The sequence below is a fragment of the Candidatus Zixiibacteriota bacterium genome (assembly GCA_014728145.1).
In the GTDB taxonomy this organism is placed as follows: Bacteria; Zixibacteria; MSB-5A5; order JAABVY01; family JAABVY01; genus WJMC01.
In genome coordinates this window covers 1-21,363 of sequence record WJMC01000138.1, presented here as the reverse complement: position 1 = coordinate 21,363, position 21,363 = coordinate 1, and the positions used below count along the sequence as shown (strand labels likewise).

21 protein-coding genes are annotated in these 21,363 nt (G+C 49.7%); 6 read left to right on the top strand and 15 right to left on the bottom strand.

Translation table 11 applies throughout. The features are described from left to right. Positions 1–32 precede the first annotated feature (32 nt). Genes GF404_08040 through GF404_08030 form a run of 3 tightly spaced genes read right to left on the bottom strand, consistent with a single transcriptional unit; the run spans position 33 to position 3,796 of the window. Entirely contained in the window at positions 33–764 is a 732-nt protein-coding gene (locus GF404_08040; protein MBD3382132.1) for a 2-phosphosulfolactate phosphatase, read from the bottom strand. Then, complete coding sequence (gcvT, locus tag GF404_08035) at positions 765–1,865, bottom strand: glycine cleavage system aminomethyltransferase GcvT (protein MBD3382131.1); 1,101 nt, start codon at positions 1,863–1,865, stop codon at positions 765–767. Continuing rightward, positions 1,865–3,796 carry an aconitate hydratase gene (locus tag GF404_08030; GenBank protein MBD3382130.1) on the bottom strand — a complete coding sequence of 644 codons (1,932 nt, stop codon included), beginning with the start codon at positions 3,794–3,796 and terminating at the stop codon, positions 1,865–1,867. Before GF404_08030 ends, gcvT begins: the two co-directional genes overlap by 1 nt. Positions 3,797–4,022: 226 nt before the next feature. Here GF404_08030 and GF404_08025 point away from each other — a divergent pair, with 226 nt between their 5' ends. Continuing rightward, a complete protein-coding gene (locus GF404_08025; protein MBD3382129.1) occupies positions 4,023–4,190 on the top strand; it encodes a hypothetical protein in 168 nt (55 codons plus the stop codon). A gap of 179 nt (positions 4,191–4,369) precedes the next feature. Here the strand turns inward: GF404_08025 and GF404_08020 are convergent, their stop codons facing one another. Next, on the bottom strand, positions 4,370–5,146 hold the full coding sequence (locus GF404_08020; GenBank protein MBD3382128.1) for a response regulator: 777 nt from the start codon (positions 5,144–5,146) through the stop codon (positions 4,370–4,372). Positions 5,147–5,200: 54 nt separating this feature from the next. Continuing rightward, positions 5,201–6,541, bottom strand: a complete 1,341-nt coding sequence (gene manB / locus GF404_08015) for a phosphomannomutase/phosphoglucomutase (GenBank protein ID MBD3382127.1) — start codon at positions 6,539–6,541, stop codon at positions 5,201–5,203. Positions 6,542–6,673: 132 nt separating this feature from the next. Between manB and ugpC the strand changes: the two genes are divergently transcribed. Beyond that, entirely contained in the window at positions 6,674–7,741 is a 1,068-nt protein-coding gene (ugpC, locus tag GF404_08010) for a sn-glycerol-3-phosphate ABC transporter ATP-binding protein UgpC (GenBank protein ID MBD3382126.1), read from the top strand. A gap of 66 nt (positions 7,742–7,807) precedes the next feature. Then, positions 7,808–8,287, top strand: a complete 480-nt coding sequence (locus tag GF404_08005; GenBank protein ID MBD3382125.1) for a DUF302 domain-containing protein — start codon at positions 7,808–7,810, stop codon at positions 8,285–8,287. A 204-nt stretch (positions 8,288–8,491) separates the two neighbouring features. Here GF404_08005 and speB read toward each other — a convergent pair whose 3' ends face one another. The 3 genes from speB to GF404_07990 are packed head-to-tail and all read right to left on the bottom strand — an operon-like array spanning position 8,492 to position 10,966. Then, a complete protein-coding gene (gene speB / locus GF404_08000) occupies positions 8,492–9,370 on the bottom strand; it encodes an agmatinase (protein ID MBD3382124.1) in 879 nt (292 codons plus the stop codon). A gap of 2 nt (positions 9,371–9,372) precedes the next feature. Continuing rightward, on the bottom strand, positions 9,373–10,407 hold the full coding sequence (locus GF404_07995; protein MBD3382123.1) for a deoxyhypusine synthase: 1,035 nt from the start codon (positions 10,405–10,407) through the stop codon (positions 9,373–9,375). A 16-nt stretch (positions 10,408–10,423) separates the two neighbouring features. Further along, positions 10,424–10,966, bottom strand: a complete 543-nt coding sequence (locus tag GF404_07990) for an arginine decarboxylase, pyruvoyl-dependent (protein ID MBD3382122.1) — start codon at positions 10,964–10,966, stop codon at positions 10,424–10,426. Between the two features lie 187 nt (positions 10,967–11,153). Between GF404_07990 and GF404_07985 the strand changes: the two genes are divergently transcribed. Genes GF404_07985 through serC form a run of 3 tightly spaced genes read left to right on the top strand, consistent with a single transcriptional unit; the run spans position 11,154 to position 14,413 of the window. After that, entirely contained in the window at positions 11,154–12,392 is a 1,239-nt protein-coding gene (locus GF404_07985; protein MBD3382121.1) for a DUF1015 family protein, read from the top strand. A gap of 34 nt (positions 12,393–12,426) precedes the next feature. Beyond that, positions 12,427–13,311 (top strand): hydroxyacid dehydrogenase, encoded by an 885-nt coding sequence (locus GF404_07980; protein ID MBD3382120.1) that lies wholly within the window; start codon positions 12,427–12,429, stop codon positions 13,309–13,311. Between the two features lie 22 nt (positions 13,312–13,333). Then, positions 13,334–14,413, top strand: coding sequence for a 3-phosphoserine/phosphohydroxythreonine transaminase (serC, locus tag GF404_07975; GenBank protein MBD3382119.1), 1,080 nt, complete (start codon positions 13,334–13,336; stop codon positions 14,411–14,413). Between the two features lie 50 nt (positions 14,414–14,463). Here the strand turns inward: serC and GF404_07970 are convergent, their stop codons facing one another. From GF404_07970 to GF404_07940, 7 genes are all read right to left on the bottom strand, one after another. Beyond that, complete coding sequence (locus GF404_07970) at positions 14,464–15,003, bottom strand: DUF1648 domain-containing protein (GenBank protein MBD3382118.1); 540 nt, start codon at positions 15,001–15,003, stop codon at positions 14,464–14,466. Positions 15,004–15,093: 90 nt separating this feature from the next. Continuing rightward, on the bottom strand, positions 15,094–16,032 hold the full coding sequence (locus GF404_07965; protein ID MBD3382117.1) for a calcium/sodium antiporter: 939 nt from the start codon (positions 16,030–16,032) through the stop codon (positions 15,094–15,096). Positions 16,033–16,113: 81 nt separating this feature from the next. After that, complete coding sequence (locus GF404_07960; protein MBD3382116.1) at positions 16,114–17,025, bottom strand: CBS domain-containing protein; 912 nt, start codon at positions 17,023–17,025, stop codon at positions 16,114–16,116. Then, positions 17,022–17,297, bottom strand: a complete 276-nt coding sequence (locus tag GF404_07955) for a hypothetical protein (GenBank protein ID MBD3382115.1) — start codon at positions 17,295–17,297, stop codon at positions 17,022–17,024. Before GF404_07955 ends, GF404_07960 begins: the two co-directional genes overlap by 4 nt. A 46-nt stretch (positions 17,298–17,343) precedes the next feature. Further along, positions 17,344–18,819: an NADH-quinone oxidoreductase subunit NuoN gene (gene nuoN / locus GF404_07950; GenBank protein MBD3382114.1), complete on the bottom strand. Its 1,476-nt coding sequence runs from the start codon at positions 18,817–18,819 to the stop codon at positions 17,344–17,346. Next, on the bottom strand, positions 18,816–20,387 hold the full coding sequence (locus tag GF404_07945) for an NADH-quinone oxidoreductase subunit M (protein MBD3382113.1): 1,572 nt from the start codon (positions 20,385–20,387) through the stop codon (positions 18,816–18,818). Before GF404_07945 ends, nuoN begins: the two co-directional genes overlap by 4 nt. A gap of 31 nt (positions 20,388–20,418) precedes the next feature. Next, positions 20,419–21,363: NADH-quinone oxidoreductase subunit L (locus GF404_07940; GenBank protein MBD3382112.1), on the bottom strand; the 945-nt coding region annotated here is incomplete at its 5' end.

Genomic DNA, 21,363 nt, shown 5'->3' with positions numbered 1-21,363 from the left:
TGTATAATAATACAGGCGACGGCGGAAAATGTTCATTCTGAATCGAGACGGATCAGCCTTCCGGACTTCCAGACCGGGCAGATTTCGATCTTATCCGCCTGCGAACAATAGTTCACGTCGCGTTCAAAACCGAGATTGACCAGAGTTGTTCCGTGGTCAGACTGTTTCAGGGCCGTCTCCAGGTCATGCTTGTGTTTGTTGAATATATCCAGTGCAACCCAGGCGGCGTCGTTTTCGAGACTTAAATTATCGCTCGATGACTTCAGTCTGTCGATCAGCATACCGCCACAGAGGGTGTCCTCGAGTGAAAATCCCCCCTTGTTGCCGGAACAGATCACTGCTATATCCTGCTTGATCTCGGCCAGCCTGCGGGCCACTTCGCTGGTGTTGATAATTGCGCAGGCCAGGCAATGATCGCCCTCTGAGCCTATCAGGAGAGCCGCGGAACCGTTCGTGGTTGCCAGAACGATCGATTTCTTTTCGATTCTTTCAGGGCCATATTCAAAAGGTGAGTTGCCCAGATCGAAACCTTCGACTTTCCGGCCGTCGCGTTCACCACCCAGAACCACCATGGAAGGATCCAGCTTAGCGCGCATCCCGGACGCATCACCCAGTGTCGCCACCGGGATGATTTCCCGTGCGCCGTTTTTGAGAGCGACCGCCGCTACGCTGGTCGCTCTCAACACATCTATAACCACCGTGGTCCGCCCGAGGATCTGGTCCTCAGTTAAACCATTGGGCGTGAAAAACAGTCGAAGTTTCATCTACTTGTGCGATCCTTCCTTGTAGAACGGCGGTTTGACCACTTTTGCGGCGACTTTTTTGCCCCGTATATCGATTTCAATGCTGTTGCCCGACTTCGATATCTTGCGGGGTACATAACCCAGACCGATACCCTGTTCGAGACAGGGTGAAAAGATTCCTGAAGTGACCTTTCCAACTTCCTCGCCGTCGCGGAAGATCGAGTAGCCCTGGCGCGGGATGCCCTTCTCCTGTAATACGAATGCGACCAGCTTGCGGGATGGTTTTTCCTGCTTGACTTTCTGGATCGCTTCGCGGCCGATGAAGTCTCCTTTATCGATTTTTACAATCCAGGACAGCCCGGCCTCGATCGGGTTTGTGTCTTGATCCATATCGTTGCCATAAAGAAGGTATTTCATTTCCAGGCGCAGTGAATCGCGCGCACCCAGCCCGATTGGCTCAATTTTAAACTCTGAACCGGCTTCGAGAGCAGACTCCCACAACTTGTCACCGATTTCAGGTTTGTGATAAATTTCAAAACCGTCCTCGCCTGTGTAGCCTGTACGGCTGAAGAGCACTTCTTCGCCGGCAATAGAGGTTGTCTCTGACCAGTAAAAGCCGAGTTTGGAAAGATCGCAGTCGGTCATCTTAGCCAGAACCTTTTCTGCGTCAGGACCCTGAATAGCGAGCAGGCCCGTCTGATCGGAGAGATTATCGACTTTTACGTCACCTTCCAGGTTATGCTTGATCCATTCAAGGTCCTTATCCAGGCAGGCGGCATTGACCACCATGATATAATGATCACCTCGATTGTAAATCAAAAGATCGTCGACTATTCCACCCTCGGGGTAGCACATGCAGGTGTAGTGCACCTGGTTGACGGCGAGAGCGGATACATCGTTGACGGTAAGTCTTTGAAGAAAATCGAGCGCGTCTGATCCGGAGACCTTGAACTCTCCCATGTGGGATAGATCGAACATTCCGACCGAGTTGCGGACACGCAGATGCTCGTCTTTAATAGATTTATAAGAGATCGGCATCAGGTAACCGGCAAAATCCACTATTTTAGCTCCGGCTTCACGATGCTTTTCATAGTACGGTGTTTGTTTGGAATCAAAAACCATCACTTAACCTGCGTTTTTTTCGTGTAATTCAAGAGACCTCCGGCCTTGAGCAGTTCGATTTGCCTGTCGGAGAGGTCGTAGCTGACCTCAAAGCTTGCGCCCTGAGTCTTGTTTTCGACCGTGAGATCTTCGCGCTTGTCGAGCTTTTTAATGATATCAGTAATCACCAGTTCGTCACCAGCTTTGAGACGATCATAGTCGGCCGCGTTCTTGAACGTCAACGGGAGAATACCGAAATTGACAAGATTAGTCTTATGAATCCGGGCGAATGATTTGGCGATTACGAATTTAACACCGAGATACATCGGGGCCAAAGCGGCATGCTCACGCGAGGAGCCCTGGCCGTAGTTCTCACCTCCGACGACCGCTGATGCTTTGGCTTCCTTGGCTTTGCGTGAGAAGTCCTGGTCGACATAGAAGAAAACATATTCGCTGATAGCCGGAATATTCGACCTCAAAGGCAGAATTTTGGCCCCGGCCGGCATGATATGATCGGTGGTTATATTATCCTCTAAGTGAAGCAGAAGTTTCGTCTTGATCGTGTCCTCCAGGGGACCGCGGGTCGGCAGTGGAGCAATATTCGGACCGCGCTCGATTTCGACCGTGTCCGGTTTCTTCGAGGGCTTGACAATATTACGATCGTCTATCTTGAATTTCTTCGGCATCGTGACCCGTGGCTGGTCGCCCAGTTTGCGGGGATCGGTGATCTTGCCTTTGATCGCGGTCGCCACACAGACCTCGGGCGAGGCCAGGTAGACCTGGGCATCCTTGGTACCGGAACGTCCGACGAAGTTGCGGTTAAACGACCTGACCGAGACACCTCCCGAGGGCGGTGACTGACCCATACCGATACATGGTCCGCAGGCAGATTCCAGAATACGTGCGCCGGCAGAGATCATTTTAGCCATCGAGCCGTCCTCGGCCACCATGGTAAAGACCTGCTTGGATCCGGGCGAAATCGTAAGCGAAACTTCCTCGGCAACCTTCTTGTCTTCAAGCACTTTACCGACAGTGCGCAAGTCCTTGATAGATGAATTTGTGCAGGAACCAATACAGACCTGGTGAACCGGTGTGCCGGCGATCTTTTTAACCTCGACCACATTATCCGGAGAATGAGGCTGGGCAATCAGCGGCTCGAGTTTATCCAGATCGATTTCAAGCAGTTTGTCGTATTCACAATTTTTATCGGCAGTCATTTCCTTGTAGGATTTCTCACGTTCCTGGGCGGCCAGGAATTTTCGTGTGGTTTCATCTGACGGGAAGACCGAAGTTGTCGCGCCCAGTTCCGCTCCCATATTGGTGATCGTGGCGCGTTCGGGCACGCTCAGGTGTTTGACGCCGGGGCCGTGGTATTCGATGATATTACCGACACCACCTTTGACAGTGAGTTCCTTCAGGACCTTGAGGATGATATCCTTGGCGGTCACCCAGGACTGAAGTTTGCCGGTCAGTTTTACACCTACAACTTTGGGGCAGGGCAGGTAAAAGGGCCCGCCTCCCATCGCTACGGCGACATCCAGGCCACCCGCGCCGATCGCGATCATACCCAGGCCTCCGGCGGTCGGAGTATGAGAATCCGATCCCAGAAGTGTCATGCCCGGTACAGCGAAGCGTTCCAGGTGAACCTGGTGACAGATACCGTTGCCCGGCTTTGAAAACATGATCCCGTACTTTTTAGCGACCGACTGCAGGTAGCGGTGATCATCCGCGTTCTCGAATCCGGATTGCAGGGTGTTGTGGTCGACGTATGAGACCGAACGTTTGGTTTTGACCTGCTTGAGCCCGAGCGCTTCAAACTGCAGGTAAGCCATAGTACCGGTGGCGTCCTGCGTCAGAGTCTGATCAATTTTTATTCCGATTTCCTTGCCGGCGCAAAGTTCGCCGTCGACAAGATGTTTTTTTAAGATTTTGTAAGCTAATGTGAGTCCCATAAATCCTCCTGCCGATTTTTTGAAATTACGTTAATTTAAGATACGTCAGGCAAAAGTCAAATCCTAAAATCGAGAATCCCCTTCGCATATAATACCCAACTGCATATCGAATTAACAGCAAACTGGTCAAATTTGTTGACTTTTGACAGTGAAGAGCAAATGTTATCTGAGGGTGCGTGTCAGCACACCATGTGTTTATGTAAATTTTATCAGTGGATGGTAGAACGTGAGATTTTTCTGTCATGTTTTCGCGCTGTTAGTGGTATTCACTCTCAACGTATTTGCGGAAGGAGAGGACTGCGATAACCGCAAAGCAATCGATGTTTACGATTATTCGGATTTACCGCATATGGTTACTGCAACTACATGCGGGATGGGTAATGACTATGAATAGAGATGCATGGACTACTCTGACAACGGAGAGAATTATGTTCTATCAAATAGAGATTACCGAACCGGGACTTTCTCGGCTTATCTTGATCCAAAAAGTTCATGCTAAACGGGAATTGCGCTTGACTCAGTATGTCCACCGGGTGGAGGGGGAACCGGTTGCGTGGTTATGAGCCAGAAAGATCAGGCCTTGAATTCTGGAGAATGAATTCCGGGGGGATGGTTTGTAAAACCTTCCAGCATGTTCTTTATCTCTTCCACCCGGAATGGTTTTGGCAGAAACGCATCGGCGAAAGATTTCATCATTTCCCGGTCCTCGGGTGATACATTTTCACCTGAGATCAGTATAACGTGAGTGAAAGGCGAAGCTGATTTCAGTTTCCTGGCAAGATCGGCACCGTTTAATTTAGGCATCTTCAGGTCTGCAATCACCGAGTGGATATGATCCCGGGACATCTTTTCAAGCGCTTCATGGCCGTCTTCGGCCTCATAGACCCGGAAACCGAGTTCTTCCAGTTGTGCGGCCAAAACAGAGCGGAAATCTTTATTATCATCGACTACCAGCACTTTAGCTCTCTGTTTCTGACCGGAAAGAAGTGATTCGAGGAGTTCCTCAATGCGCGAGATACGAAATGGTTTATCGAGAAAAGCGTCAGCGCCGTACTGGTAGACGCGATCTTTGATATTGTTCATGTTTACACCGGTGATCAGCATCACAGGAAGGTCGGGATTGTGTTGCTTTACGCGCTGGAGAATCTGCAGGCCGTCCATCTCCGGCATGCTGATATCGGCGATCACCAGGTCGATCTCGTTGCGTTTGACAAGCTCGAGTGCCTTGTGACCATTCGAGAGCGAAATCGGCGAGTAACCGATAGCCTCGAGGGTGTCATGCATCAGGCGCAAAAGATTCGGATCATCATCGATGATCAAAATCGTATGTTTTTTATTACCAGCAGTCATTTTCTCTTCAAGCCCCTTTAGTACAATAATCGGCAGAAGAGCGGAAAAAGTTCACTATCCGCGGATAATTTCAAGCACCTCAGCCACTTTCGCCTTCAGGATTTCGGAGCTGTTCGCCTCCAGGTTGAGCCTCAACAGGGGCTCTGTATTGGAGGGACGAACGTTAAACCAGAAATCCTCACCCTCGACCGTGATACCATCGAGCTCATCGATCTTTAAATCACTGAAATGGCTCTTGATTTTTTCCAGGGTAGCCGGGATGTTCTTGACTTTACTGTTGATTTCACCCGAGCGGACATAGGGATCGATCTCTTTGACCAACTCCGACAGTAATTTATTTTCCAGAGATAACAACTCGAGGCATACCAGCAGGGCGATCAGGCCGGAGTCTGCAAAATAATTGTTGCGGAAATAGAAATGACCGGAATGTTCTCCCCCGAAGACAGCGTTGTGTTCTTTCATCAATGGTTTGATGAGAGCATGACCGACCCGGGTACGAATCGCGGTACCGCCCAGCTTCTCGATAGTTTCGGGTACCGTTTTGGAGCAGATCAGGTTGTATAAAACAGTCGCGCCCGGCTCTTTTTTGAGCAGGTTGCGGGCCACCAGTGCCGTAATCATGTCGCCCCCTAACGGACGCGCGTTTTCGTCAATCAAAAATACACGATCCGCATCGCCGTCGAAAGCGGCACCCAAATCGGCTCCGGTCTGCCTGACTTTTTCCTGCAAGTCCTTGATGTTTTCCGGTTCGATCGGGTTGGCCGGATGATTTGGAAAACTGCCGTCCGGTTCGAAGTACATCGGCGTGACCTCGCATTTGAGCTTTTCGAACACAGGTGGCAGGATCTTTCCGGCCATACCGTTGCCGGCGTCGATGGCGAGCTTGAAAGGTTTGACTTTGGCCGGATCAATGAAACTGAGCACATGCTCTGCGAACTCGGGCAGGATATCTCGTTCAGTCTGCTTGCCGGTGTAACTGGAATCACGAAAGCCCTTTATCATTAATTCGCGAATCTGCCTGAGACCTCCTTCGCCCGACAGCGGTTCAGCATTTTCACGGCAGACTTTAAGTCCGTTGTATTCCGACGGATTATGCGAGGCGGTGATCATGACACCGGCCGGGTAGCCGAATTTTCCCACCGCGAAATAGAGGCTGTCAGTCGATATTTCACCCAGGTCAGAGGCGTTTGCACCCTGGTCTATGATCCCTTTCATGAGGCTTTCCGCCAGTTTTGGAGATGATACACGCATATCCCTTCCCACTGCGACAGCCGAGGCGTTGAGGTATTGTACCAGGCCCCGCCCGAACAGGTAGGCGGTTTCATCGGTCAAATCCTGGCCGTAAATACCCCTGATGTCGTATGCTTTGAATATATGTTCCGGAATATCTGTCATGATTGCATCCTTTCAGGTTAGTATACTCTCAACTATCAATATAAAATCGATCGAAGCAGGATAAAGCAAAAACATTATTAAAATGGCGTGATTGTTGTTGAAAACAGGGCCTGCAATTGGTTTCTTGAATGTATGGCGAAACTTGTAATGAAACAGGTCAGCAAGGCTTTTGGTGAGACGCGGGTTGTCGAAAAATTAGACCTTGAGATCGCCGAAAGTGAGCTATTCGTTCTACTCGGTCCCTCGGGATGTGGCAAGTCGACAGTCCTGAGGCTGATTGCTGGCCTGGAGGAGATCGATTCAGGCCAGATGTTTATCTCCGGACGCCAGGTCAACCATGTCGCGCCCAAGGATCGCAATGTTGCCATGGTATTCCAGAACTACGCACTTTATCCGCATATGACGATCTATGACAACCTGGCGTTTCCGCTCAAAATCAGGAAGATGGACAAGTCGGAAATCGAACGGATAGTAATCAGGCAGGCTGAACTTCTGGGATTGAGCGAACTCCTGCCTCGTAAACCCAAAACCCTCTCCGGCGGACAGCGTCAACGGGTTGCCCTGGGGCGGGCATTGGTACGCCAGCCGGAGGTGTTTTTGTTCGATGAGCCTCTTTCCAACCTGGATGCAAAACTGCGTATCTCGACCAGGGCCGAAATCGCCCGCCTGCAGAGGGAGTTGTCAGCCACAATGATCTATGTCACCCATGACCAGGAGGAGGCACTATCTCTCGGGCACAGGATTGCGATTCTCTACGACGGCAGATTACAGCAAGTCGGTGATCCCCGGGAGATCTACGACAAACCAGCAAACCTCTTCTGCGCCGGATTTGTGGGCAGTCCACGGATGAACCTGCTGGCTGGTAATGTGTCTTCCGATGGGGTCCGGGTTTCAGCGGAATCAGTTTTGAGGTTTCCTGCTGAGATTATGGATAAGCTTAAATCTTCTGAAGTAACACTCGGAATCCGTCCCGAAAAAATTCATCTGAATTCTCACAATGATGACCTGCTGATGAAAGCGAAAGCCTATTATTCTGAATTCGCCGGAGATAAATACATAATTTTTGCCCGACTTGGCGATCAGGAGCTCCGGGTCAAGACCGATAAGCCGGTTGAGTTTTCAGCGGAAACTGAAGTCTCACTATATTTTAGCCCAGCCGACTGCCATTTCTTTGACTCCACCGGGAATCGCATCGAATAATCTTTGAATCCTTTCCCGCCTGAATCAATCTAAACAGTAAAAGCACAAATTTATGAGGTGAATAACATGAAGATTTTGATTCTGCTGACAGGGTTCGTGCTCGGCATCGGATTAACTTTAATTGGCGTTAAAATGTTTATGCCGAAGATGATGCTGACAGTGCAGAAGAGCAAACTCGATTTCGAACAGACTGTAGACCATATCAAACAGAGCGCTCTCGAAAAGGGCTGGAAGGTACCAAAAATTTATGACCTGCAGAAGAGCCTGGCCGAGGACGGTTACACCACGGATATACTTAAGCTGAAGGTGGTTTCGTTATGTCAGCCGGAACATGCCCATAAGATATTATCCTCCGATGAGCGCAAGAAGGTTACTGCTATGATGCCCTGTCGCGTTGGAGTCTATGAGACCGCTTCCGGTGAGGTTATGATCTCAGCCATGAATATCGGTTTGATGAGCAAGCTCTTCGGCGGAGTGATCGAGGATGTCATGGGGCAGGTAGCGACCGAGGAACATGAAATGCTCAAACCGGTCCTGGCAAATTGAATCAGATTCTCCATAAAACAGAACTCTCTCCGCAGTTTGATGTTTTCGATGGTTCGAATCTACCTAAAGGTTTGAGCCATGCTTGTAATATAGAAGATCTGCAAAGCCCGGATTCGTTATAGCACGTCTTGAGCGTTCGGCCTTAGTCGGGAGACTGCAATTTGCCATAAAAATCGACTTTAAATCTCAGAAGCGAGATTGGACTTACAGCTCTGTGATATATCCGATCAGCTTGTAGATTAACCTGGCGGCGGTAAATTCGGAGACTAAACTGCCGGGAATCGGCATCAGTTCGACCACATCGAAACCGACTATGTTCTTGCGTTTTGCCACCGCTTTGAGGATATTCAATGTCGGATACCATCTGCCACCACCCGGTTCGGGAGTGCCGACCCCGGGCATGAGGGAGGGATCAAAAAAGTCGCAGTCGATAGTTATATAGATATCATCAGTGAGATAGCTGAGAATATCATCCAGCCATTTGTCAGGCATATCCAGTTCTGATCCGGACACAATCGGAATATTATCCTTCTGGATAAGCTCATACTCCTCTTTCGAGTAATTGCGGATTCCGATTCCAGCGGTTTTATCCACATAATCCCGAATCCGCTTCATCGCGCAGGCATGAGAAAACCTCTGACCCTGGTACGTCTCACGCAGGTCAGCATGAGCGTCGAATTGCAAAACCGAAAGACTCGGATACTTTTCATGGTATGCCTGAACAAGGCCTGACGATATCGAGTGTTCGCCTCCCAGCATACAGATGATCTTGCCGTTTTCGATCAGTGGCAATGAATTCTTGTAGATTGATTCTGTCATCTTTTCGGGGCCGGATGCGGTAATTTCCATTTCGGGCAGAGTATGAATCCCGGCATGGTATGGTTCACTCAGTAGCTCATCATCGAACAGCTCGACCTCGTGTGAGGCGGATATTATCGCGCGCGGGCCGTCGGCAGTTCCCTTGCCAAAAGTGGTGGTCTGTTCATAGGGTACCGGAAGTATCACGAAGCGTGACTTATCATAAACTGATTCATCATCGGAAAGCCCCAGAAAATTGAATTGATGTCCGCAGAAGCCGGCCATAATCAGTAGCTGAACTCGAGTTTTTTGCCCATTGAGAAACCTGGTTTGCTTCTCTTTCTGGCAATATCTTCTGCGCCCTGCGCCAGTGCTGTGGCCAGGATCGGGAGGGCGATGGTAACATCGGCGTAGCAGGTGACAGTTTCCGCTTCTTCGGCGATTTTGCCCCAGGATTCCGCTTCATCGAAAGTGCATCCCGACAATCCCCCCCAGTGGGGAGCGTCGGTGGTAACCTGGATCGCGTATCTGTGCCCGGGGGAGTCGAAGCCGAGATGGATTATCGCTGTCACTTCGGCCTGCTGGATGAAGTTTTTCGGTACGCCACCGCCTAAATATACAACCCCGGTCTGGGGTGCCTCGGCTGCCAGAAGAGCGGTTTCCTCGACATCGCCGATGACATCGAAAAAGACTACTCTGCCACCACGCTTAAAGCGTTCAGCCAGTGCAATACCGTAAGAGGAATCCGCGATCGAAGGACAGTAGATCGGGACATTTGCTTCATAGCAGGAAGTCAAGATACCGTCCTGCTTTTTGACGCTATTGAGATACTCGCCCCAGAGATAGAAGAATTCACGTGTGGTATACGCGCGAGACAGATCGAGATTGGAATGGGCCCAGTCGTCGATATGTTTTTCCAGCTTGCGGAATTCATCTTCATCGGCAAAGGTGTCATAAATGCGGTCCACTTTTTGTTCGAATAATGCCGTGTCATTGACCAGATGACTGCCTATATAGTGGTGATGCCCCATGGACTCATGGGCGTCGTGAAACAGGTTGGCCCCGGTAGAAACCAGGCAGTCGATGAATCGATTCTTGATCAGGTAGACCAAAATTTCGCGCATCCCGGCGGGTACCATAGCGCCCGACAATCCCAGAAAGATCAAAGTTTTCTCTGATAACATCTTTTTCCAGATCGAATATGTCTGCGCCAGGGTACGACCCTGAAACGATATCTTTTTCATATTTTCGAGGAGATCGGAGACATCGGAGTTTTTATCGACTTCGAATGGTTGTGTAGGCGTATCGAGGTATTTCTTCAATCTCTTCCCTCCCGGATTATAGAATCATGATGGCGGCGGCTACTACGGTTGTCCAGCTACCGGACTTATGACCCTTTGCGGATTGAGTAGAATTGCGTGTACGGATAATCTTGCCCTGAACTTTCCAGATTTCGCGGTTTTCATCCCAGCTCTTATCCAGGTTGATTTTCAGTCCCATAGTAGTGGCGAGCATATCAACCGCAAGGTCCTCGGCATAATCGCCGGCATGACGGCCGGTCCAGCCGTAGGCATGATGCTCGGACAGGTAACCGTACTGTTTACGATCCTGTGGAATTGCAACTCCCACTGAGGCTGAAATCAGGCGATTAGGCTCATCGGTGGAGTTACGGCTCATGACCGCATAGACTACCTGACCCGGTTCGAGGAGGCTGAGTCCCTCATTCTTGGGGATAATTCTTGCTCCGGGCGGAAGAATCGAGGAGACCGTGACCAGATTGTACATGGCGATATTTGCATCGCGCAACGCGAGTTCAAATGAATTCAGTTTTTCTTTATGAATCCCCACACCGCGGGTTAAAAACATCTTCTTAGGCGTCATGTTATGCATATAAATTCTCCCACTTAATCAAACGAAAATAATTTAATCCGGGCCAAAATTCAACAGCTATTTTACACAAAACCGGCAAACTTATCACTTGCAATTTGAGGCGAAATGCTTAAATTTCAGCCTGATTTAAGGAAATATATCTCTACTTTCAGGAGGTCGACAAGCTTTAGGGGATGCTATGATTACGATTAGACCATTTAAGGGACTCAGGCCAAAAGTTGAACTGGCGGAACAGGTGGCGGCTCCACCTTACGATGTTCTCTCATCGGAGGAAGCCCGCACCATGGCCGGCGAAAACAGGTATACGTTTTTACATATCAATAAACCGGAAATCGATCTGCCGGAGGGAACTGACCCTTACGACGATCTGGTCTATCAAACCGGCCGTGACAATCTCAAACGCTTTATCGAAGAGGGAATACTGGTCCAGGATAATCAGGATTCGCTTTATATCTATCGCCAGGTCTGGAAAGGACATACCCAGACCGGATATTTCTGTCTTTCATCGGTCAAAGATTACGACCAGGGACGAATCAAAAAGCATGAATTCACCCGCCCCAAAAAAGAGGCCGACCGTACTAAGCTGATCGATGTCATGAACGCCCAGGTGGGGCCCGTGTTTTTGCTCTACAAGCATCAACCGATCCTGGATGGTCTTTTGGAGGAGGCAACTTCGGAAGAACCGCTGATCAATTTCACAACTCCCGATGAGGTAACCCATCAGCTCTGGGTAGTCGATGATACGGATTTCAATCAGCGTGTGGTCGATGCCTTTAAAAAGCTCGAGGCTACCTACATCGCCGACGGCCATCACCGCACAGCCTCCGCCTCCAATGTCTGTAAACTGCGCAAAGAAAAAGACTCGAAGCATACCGGAGATGAACCTTACAACTGGATTCTGTCAGTGATTTTCCCCGACAACCAGCTGAAGATACTGCCATACAATCGTGTGGTAACCGATCTGAATGATCTCGACAAGGATACATTTCTGCAGAAAGTCGGCGAGAAATTCAACTGCGACAAGCTCGATAAGACCGTTTCCATTGAAAACGAACATGAATTCGGTATGTATCTCGACGGGGACTGGTATATGCTGACCCCCAGGCCGGGCACTTTCATGATCAACAGCGTACTTGAGGCATTGGATGTCAATATACTGATGACCAACCTTTTAGAACCGGTGCTGGGTATCGGCGATCCCCGAACCGATCCGCGTATCGAATTTGTGGGCGGAATCCGTGGCAACTCAGAACTCAAGCGCCTGGTTGACTCCGGCAAATTCGCAGTGGCTTTCTCATTGTACCCGACTTCTGTCGAGAGGTTGATCGATGTGGCCGACGCCGGCAAGGTGATGCCACCCAAGTCGACCTGGTTTGAACCAAAACTGAGAAGCGGTATGGTCAGTCATCTGCTTTAGAGAGCAAAGATAAATAAAGATACAGGAGATGATCATGAAGATATTGATTTCCGATGCTTTCGATCCCGGGCTTCCTGACAAGCTGTCGAAATTCGGCGAGGTTACCGATGACAAGTCTCAGCTGGCCGAAGCTGATGTGGTTTTGGTGCGCTCCAAGACCAAATGCACCAAAGAGTATATCGATTCCGCCACGAACCTGAAGCTTATCATAAGGGGTGGCGTGGGGCTCGACAATATCGATCTTGAATACGCCAAGACCAAAGGTGTAAAAGTTTATAATACCGCCGCGGCATCCTCGATCGCGGTAGCTGAACTGGCTATGGCCCTGATGATGGCTATGCCCCATAATATCGTCAAAGGTGATAACACTATGAAAAAAGGCGAGTGGGCTAAAAAACAGCTTAAGCGCACCGAACTCTATGGCAAGACCCTGGGGATCATCGGATGCGGTCGTATCGGCACCGAGGTCGCCCGTCGCGCGCGCTGTTTTGGCATGACGGTTCTGGGATGCGATCCGTTTGTCACGACCCATGAGTTGATGGAGATGCAGACCGATATGGGCGGTATGCTGGGGCGTTGCGACTATCTCTCTCTCAATCTGCCCCTGACTGACGAGACTAAAGGCATCGTCAACAAGGACATGATCGCCAAGATGAAAGACGGCGTCTATATCGTCAATACCGGTCGCGGTAAGACCGTGGCTGAAGAAGATGTGGCCGAGGCTCTCAAGTCGGGCAAGATCGCGGGCTATGGCAACGACGTCTGGTATTCGGATCCGCCCGAGAGCACACCCCTGACCGATGCTCCCAACACGGTTCTGACTCCGCATATCGGAGCGTCCACAAAAGAAAACCTGCTTCGTATAGGTGATATTATCGAGGAATTGATCGGAAAGTTTGTCGATGGCAAGCTTGATTAACATTTAAAACAAGAGGTGCACCATGTCAGACAGAGTGTACAATTTCAATCCCGGCCCGGCGACTCTTCCGCTGGATGCGCTCGAAAAAGCTAAAAAAGAATTTCTTGATTATCGCGATACCGGAATGTCGATCATCGAGACCTCACATCGCTCGCCCGAATTCGAGGGTGTGCTGGCCGATGCCCAGGCTCTTTTCAAGGAGCTTCTGGGGATTCCGGATAATTACCATATCCTCTTTATGGGCGGCGGCGCCAGCCTGCAGTTTGCCATGATCCCGATGAATTTCATTGGGGACGGCGGTTCAGCTGATTATATCAACACCGGTACCTGGTCGACCAAGGCAATCAAGGAAGCTGATATCATTGCCAAAGGCAATGTGATAGCATCTTCTGAGGACAAGAATTTCTGTTATATCCCGGAAAACTACAACCTTACCGATGGCGCGGCCTACCTGCACATCACTACCAATAACACCATCAAGGGCACGCAGTGGCACAATTTCCCGGATACAGGCGCAACTCCGCTGGTGGCGGATATGTCTTCCGACATACTCAGTTACAAGTTTGATGTCAGTAAGTTTGCCATGATCTATGCCGGCGCGCAGAAGAATCTGGGACCGTCGGGCGTGACTGTTATTTTGATGCGCGAGGATTTCGCGGCCAAGGCCAAAGAGGGTCTGCCGACCATGCTTTCCTACGGCACCCATATCAAGAAGAATTCCCTTTTCAACACCCCGCCGGTTTTCCCGATTTACATGGTTAAACTTGTGCTGGATTGGGTTAAAAAACAGGGCGGTCTGGAGAAAGTCGAGGAGATCAACCGCAAAAAAGCGGGCATGATTTACGAGGCCATGGACAACTCCGACGGTTACTACAAGGGTACCGCAGAAGTCAAGGATCGTTCGATCATGAACCTCACCATGCGCATGGAAAACGAAGAGCTCGAAAAGAAATTCATCGCCAAGGCCAAGGAAAAAGGCCTGCACGGCCTCAAGGGCCATCGTTCGGTGGGTGGTATTCGAGCTTCGATGTACAACGCTTTCCCGCTCAAGGGCGCGGAAAAACTGGCCGAATTTATGGAGAAATTCAAAAAGAAAAACTGATTGATGTGCGATTATTTAACCGGGCGGACCAGTTGGTTTGCCCGGTTTTTTTATTCGCTCGACTGTCGGGCTTTTTCAAGTTCGTAGCGACGGCGTATTTCCGGGGTGACTCTGAGAGCCCTGAACAGGTAAACCAGCGGTATAATCATCACAACCACAATCATTACGATTAAGAAGCCTGTCATAAGTTCAGCCTGTCCAGTAGTGTTGTACTCATAGGTATGTTGCAGTGCATAGAGAAAGATCAGATCCACTCCCAGGATCATCATAAGCATCGTGTTTTCCAGGATTTTAGACAGCTTTTTGAGATTGCTTTCAGTTCCCATCCAGATTTCTTTGTTTGGCACATTGATCAAAGAGCGGGGAGCTTTCTTCATTAACCAGTTAACCAGCGGAACCATAAGGTTCATAAACGCCAGCATAGCGATCCAGACTACAAAAAAGGTAGTCTTATCCATCCAGTCATCCGGCTTTCCGCTGAAATCGAAATGGGAGGCCATTCTCTGGGGCAGTTCGGGATAATGAAACAGGATCTGAACTGTCATTAATCCCATCAGCCCAAACCATGATATTTTCAAAAACCTGTTCATCTCAGAATAGATACACCTGCGTAACAGAGTTATTCACTGATAATATCGGTATTTTTGTGAAGATGTAAATGCTTATGGGAGAATAATTTATTATCCTCTAAGGGCAACAAACACGATGTATCCGACATACACCGAAAGCAGCATTACTCCTTCCAGCCGACTGACTTTCCTGCCCGAAGAAAACATCGGATAGAGGGCTATAGTAATCACGATCATAAGCGGAATATCGATATACAGTGATTCTGTGGGGACTCTGACCGGCTTGATCAGCCCGACCACACCCATTACCAGCAGGATGTTGAAAATGCACGATCCGATCACATTGCCGACCACGATATCAGATTCCTTGCGTACGGCGGCCACGATCGAGGTAGCCAGTTCCGGCAGTGAAGTCCCCAAAGCCACGAGTGAGAGGCCGATCATGAATTCGGAAACACCGATCAAACGCGCCAGGTCGATAGCCCCGCGCACGAACAGTTCCGATCCGGCCGGGAGTGCCAAAAGGCCCAGTATTACGAACAGGTAATCGTGGAAACGACTGCGCAAAACACCGGAGACCTCGGTTTCGACTTTGATCACGCCCTCACGGGACTTCTTCACGCAGTAAAGGTTGAAGAATACAAAGCCTGCCAAAAACACGAGAGAATCGATCGGTCCGATTAAGCTGTTCAGCGAAAGCAACAGCAGTAAAATCGCCACCCCGATAGCGAACGGCACCTGGAACTTGATTGAAACTGCCGATACCTGAGGTGGAAATATGAGTGCGGAGAAGCCGAGTATCAGTCCTATATTGGCGATATTGGAACCTATGATATTGCCGATAGAAATCGAGGCACTGCCCTTGAAGGCGGCCACGCTGGAGATAAACAGTTCGGGAGCAGAAGTGCCGAAAGCGACAATCGTCAGTCCGATGATCAGCTTGGAGACACCCCGCCGAAGAGCAAAAGATGAAGATCCGCTCACCAGCCATTCACCGCCGAAATAGAGCAGGACACCGCCTGAAAGTATGTATATAATTATCATCAGCATATCAGAATCCACAAACGATCGCTATATACAAAGAATTTTTGGCGATTACAAAATAAATCGGATGAAATGAACGGAAGCTGATTAACCGCGGATAATTTTGGAGACTATATCAGAAATCGTGATTACGCCGATCAGTTTTTTGCCGATGACGATCGGCACCCTTCGGAGGTCTTTGAAAAGCATCAGCGCGGCCGCTTCGACCACGGAAGTGTTTTCGCCCAGTGTCTCGACATTGGTATCCATCAATTGCGATACTTTGACATCCTCCTCGGTCCGAAGGATATTTTCGAACGATTCGGAATCGTAGGACATCGCCAGGTTGGAAATCAATGACTGGTAATCGGGCAGGGCGGCCTTGACAAGCTGGCGGTTGTCGATCATACCAACCACTATATCATCATCATCGATAACGATGATGCCGGAGATACGGTGCTCGAAGAGAACATTGGCGACTTCCTTCAAACTGCAGTCCGGATTGACCGTGACCACATCGCGCTTCATCACGTCCGAAACCGTCAGCTCACGCTTGATTTCAACACCGCTGTCGTCGATTACCCCCATGATATCATCGACCCCGCGAGAAGTCAAAAGCTTCTCGGTGTGGCCCGGTGTACGGGCCAGGTTGGCAAAAGCCGAAAGGGTCTGCAGATAGCTTTTGGAAATTTTAGAGGGAGTCAGCATCAGGCAGACCACGTGCAGCTTCTGGTTGTCGGAGGTGCGGTCCTCGAGACCCTGCTTGGAGATTCCCAGGGCAATATACATACGGTCGACCGCGTCTGTACGGGCATGGGGAAAGGCGAATCCGCGACCGTAGGAAGTATCCTCGATCTTTTCTCGTTCGATGATTCTCTCGGTGATGATTCTCTGGTTTAGAAAAGGGTACTTGCCGATTATCTGGTTGAGGATTTCAGTAATCGCCTCGTATTTGATTCGTGCCTTCAGATCAGGCACAATCAGATCCCTGTCTAAAAGCTGGCTGAGTTTCATACTCAAATTTCGACCCCTGTTTTATTATCGGCCGGATTCCGCTCGGGTAAAGTAAATTGATCGATTATCGAGACACCAATTCGTGAGAAAAATTTTCTGCTGTCAACCATCCTGCCGGAGGCGATATTGTAATAGCGATGATAATCCGGGTCTATTACCATCCGGTAAAATAAAATCAGGTAGCAATTACCTGATTGAATAAGCAATGCGGGATAAATTATCAGCCTGCCGGTTGCCGGCCAGCCATGCGATATATCAGTCAGTTCATTGTGATTCATAACGTCATCCAGCCGTAATAAAACCATCGCTTTGACGATGTCAAGATCAATAGACAAAAGACTGAGTGACAGTGTCGGCCAGATCCAAAAACGGCTGTGGGTATATCCCTACGATGAGTGTACCGATCAGCCCGATCAAGATAGCGACGGTTACCGGTGAGGACAACTGCCAGCGGGCCGGAGTTTCACCTTCCTTGTCGAGCGGGCTCTTTTCGGTTATAAACATTTCCTTGACTACGCGAACATAGTAAAATATCGAAACCACCGAGGTCGCGACAGCGATCATGACCAGCCAGAAGTAGTTTCCATTCTCGATCGCCGCCATGAAAACCCGGTATTTAGCGATAAAACCGGCCAGGGGTGGAATACCCGCCAGGCTCAGCAAAAACACGGTCAGGCAGGCCGCTAAAAACGGTGATTTTTTAACCAGGGCGCCATAATCTTTGATTTGATCGCTTTCAAGTTTATGGCCGGCGGCGATTACGACCGCAAACGCTCCCAGGTTGGCAAACAGATAGGCGAATATGTAAATCGAAATGCTGGAAATCCCTAGTTGCGAGGCGGCGACGAAGCCGACCAGGATATAGCCTGCCTGGGCAATCGATGAATAAGCCAGCATGCGTTTGATATTGTTTTGCAGGATAGCGGCTACATTGCCGATAATCATTGCCAGCGATGCCAGAACAGCGATCAGGAGGCCCCAATGGTCAGAGGCTGTGCCGACAGTATAAACACCATAGATGATGCGCGCCAGAGCGGCCAGGGCCGCGGCTTTGGAGGCCACTGAAAGATAGGCGGTTATCGGCGTAGGCGCTCCCTCGTAAACATCCGGAGCCCACATATGAAACGGCACAACCGCCAGTTTGAAACCCAGACCGGCCAGGATGAACACCAACGACAGCACCATACCGTACTGAATTTTTCCGCTGTTCAGAAGCATGGCGATCGATTCCTCAACCAGGACGGTTGAACCGGTCATACCGTAGATGAAGCTTATGCCGTACAGAAGGAAAGCGGAAGACAGCGCTCCCAGAATCAAGTATTTTAACCCAGCCTCGGATGATTTCATCTGCTTCTTCTGAATGGCCGCCAGAACGAACAGCGGTATGGTCGACAGCTCGAGGGCGACGTACAGTGATACCAGCTCGGTAGCAGAAACCAGGTACATCATACCGACAGTAGAGATAGCGAGCAACCCGAAGTATTCGCCCGGATTAGTAATATACTTTTTGACAGTTTCATGAGAACTCGAGACCACCATGAAACCGGCCAGTAGCAAGACTATCTTGAAAAATGAAGCGAAATTGTCATTGTAGAACATGAATCCGAATGAGACCTGTTCCGGCCCACTGGGAGTTATCACCACCAGGGCCATGGCAGCCAGAAATCCGAATTGCGTAAGATAAAGAAGCGGAGTCTTGTTCTTTTTGAGTATGAACAGATCGACAGTGAATATCAGGATGGCCCAGCAGAACAGAAACAGCTCCGGAACCATCAGGTCGAGACGGTACAGTGAACTCATCCAAGTATCCCCTTAACGATATTGACGCCGTTAATTATCTTGTCAGACAGCTTCATCAGGGTATCATCCATCATGTAAGACAAAACGCGCGGATAGATACCGATCATGATGGTCAGGATTGCCAGTGGCACGACTGTGAATATCTCGCGGAAATTGATTTCAGTCAGATTCGACCATTTGACATTGAACTGTCCCAAAAACACTTTTTGAATCATGCGCAGGAAGTAACCCGCGGTCAGGACCACGCCGATAACCGCGATACCGGTCAGGACTTTGTACTGGGCGAAACCTCCCACGAATACCAGAAATTCTGAAATAAACCCGGACAGGCCCGGTAGCCCCAGAGATGCCATGCAGAAGAATGTCATCAGGGAGCCGTAGACCGGCACCTTGGTCCAGAGACCTCCGAAGGCTGCAATCTCGCGTGTATGAGCCCGGTCATAGATTACCCCGACCAGAAGGAACAGTGCGCCGGTGATCAGGCCATGGGAAACCATCTGGAACATACAGCCGGATATGCCGACGATAAACGGCTCACCGAAATAGGAGAAGACGCTCATTCCCAGCAGGCAGTAGCCCATATGCGAAACCGAGGAATAAGCCACCAGTTTTTTCAGGTCTTTTTGTGCCATCGACACCAGCGCGCCATAGATAATGCCGATCACCCCCAGGACTGCCATGAATTTCGAGAAATAGTCGGTGCCGTAGGGCAGAATCGGAAATGAAATTCTCAGCAGACCATAGGTACCCATCTTTAACAGGACACCGGCCAGGATGACTGAAACCGCAGTCGGCGCTTCCACGTGAGCGTCGGGCAACCATGTATGGAACGGCCAGACCGGGACTTTAATCGCGAAGGCGATGAAGAAGAACATCCAGACCAGAAGCTGGAGGCCTTCTCTCAAAAAGAGGCCGTTTTCATTCTGGGCCATGCTGGCCAGAACTGTCAGATCGAGAGTATGCAGGTTGCGGGCCACCTCGCCGGCTGAACCGGGTTCGACTGCGAAGAAATACAGTATCAGGATGCCGACCAGCATGAAAATCGATCCGAACAACGTGTACAAAAAGAACTTAATGGCGGCATAGATCTTACGAGGCCCGCCCCAGATTCCGATCAAAAAGTACATCGGAACCAGCATAATTTCCCAGAAGATATAGAAGAGGAAGAAATCGAGTGCCGCAAAGACACCCATCATACCAACTTCCAGAAGCAAAAAGAATATGAAGTATTCCTTGGCGCGGTGCGTGATTCCAAACGATGCCACGATCGATATAAAAGAAAGGAGTGCAGTTAATACCAGCATCGGCATGGACACCCCGTCGGCGCCCAGAAAATAGTTAATATTCAAAGACGGAATCCAGGAGACTTTCTCGACGAATTGAAAATCACCTGAAGGATTATAATTGGCAAGCAGGATGACCGCCAGTATCATCGGTATACCGCTGAAAATCGAAGCGATAGTGCGAATCGCCGTCAACTGGGATTGCTTTGTGAAGGCCAGAACGATCATCCCCACCAGCGGAATGAAGATCATCAAAGTCAGTATCGGGAATGAAAAAGATTCCATAAGCATGCACTCCTTATGTTTACCGTCTCTATTAGAATAACTTAATGATCAAAATTACTACCACGCCCAGCACTATCACGAAGGCATAGTTGAATACTCGTCCGGTCTGGAAGCGGGAGAACAATAATCCGAACCCGCGGGTGACATAACCCGCCCCGTTGACCGCGCCGTCGACCACATAGCGGTCAAACAGGTTGGATACCCATGACAGCACTAAAGTCGACTTGCCCATGAAGTTCACGATACCATCGATCACCAGCTTGTCGAAGACAGCCAAAAAACCGGCCGCCCACAAGGTCGGTCCGATTACGATCGTATCGTAAATTTCATCCCAGAACCATTTATTGAACAAGAACGTATGTATCGCTTTGAACTGCTGTGTCAGCTTCTCCGATGAGATCGACCTGCGAATGTACATCAGGTACGCCAGCAGGATACCGCTGACGGCGACAACAGTCGATATTCCGGCCAGCATCCAGTTGAAATGCACATGATGATCGTGATGGCCGTAATCTAACACGAAAGAGCCGAAGTTTTTGGGCAACCAGGGAATCCCGACCCATCCGGCAAAGATCGACAGAAAAGCCAGAATGATCAACGGCCAGGTCATTGTCGACGGAGACTCATGGGCGTGATCGTGTGCTTTCTGGTCTCGGGGCTCTCCAAAGAAGGTCAGAAACACAAGCCGGAACATATAAAACGCCGTCATGAAAGCAACCGCGATTGCCAGCACCAGGAAAAACGGGTGACCTTCGGCAGAAGCAATAATTTCATCTTTTGACCAGAACCCCGAAAGCGGGAAGATTCCGGCGATTGACAGCGAAGCTATTACAAAAGTTATCGAAGTTATTTTCATCTTACGCGAGAGTCCACCCATGTGATGGATGTTCTGGGTGTGGACCGCGTGGATCACCGAACCAGCGCCCAAAAACAGGCAGGCCTTGAAGAAGGCGTGGGTCATCAGGTGGAATGTTCC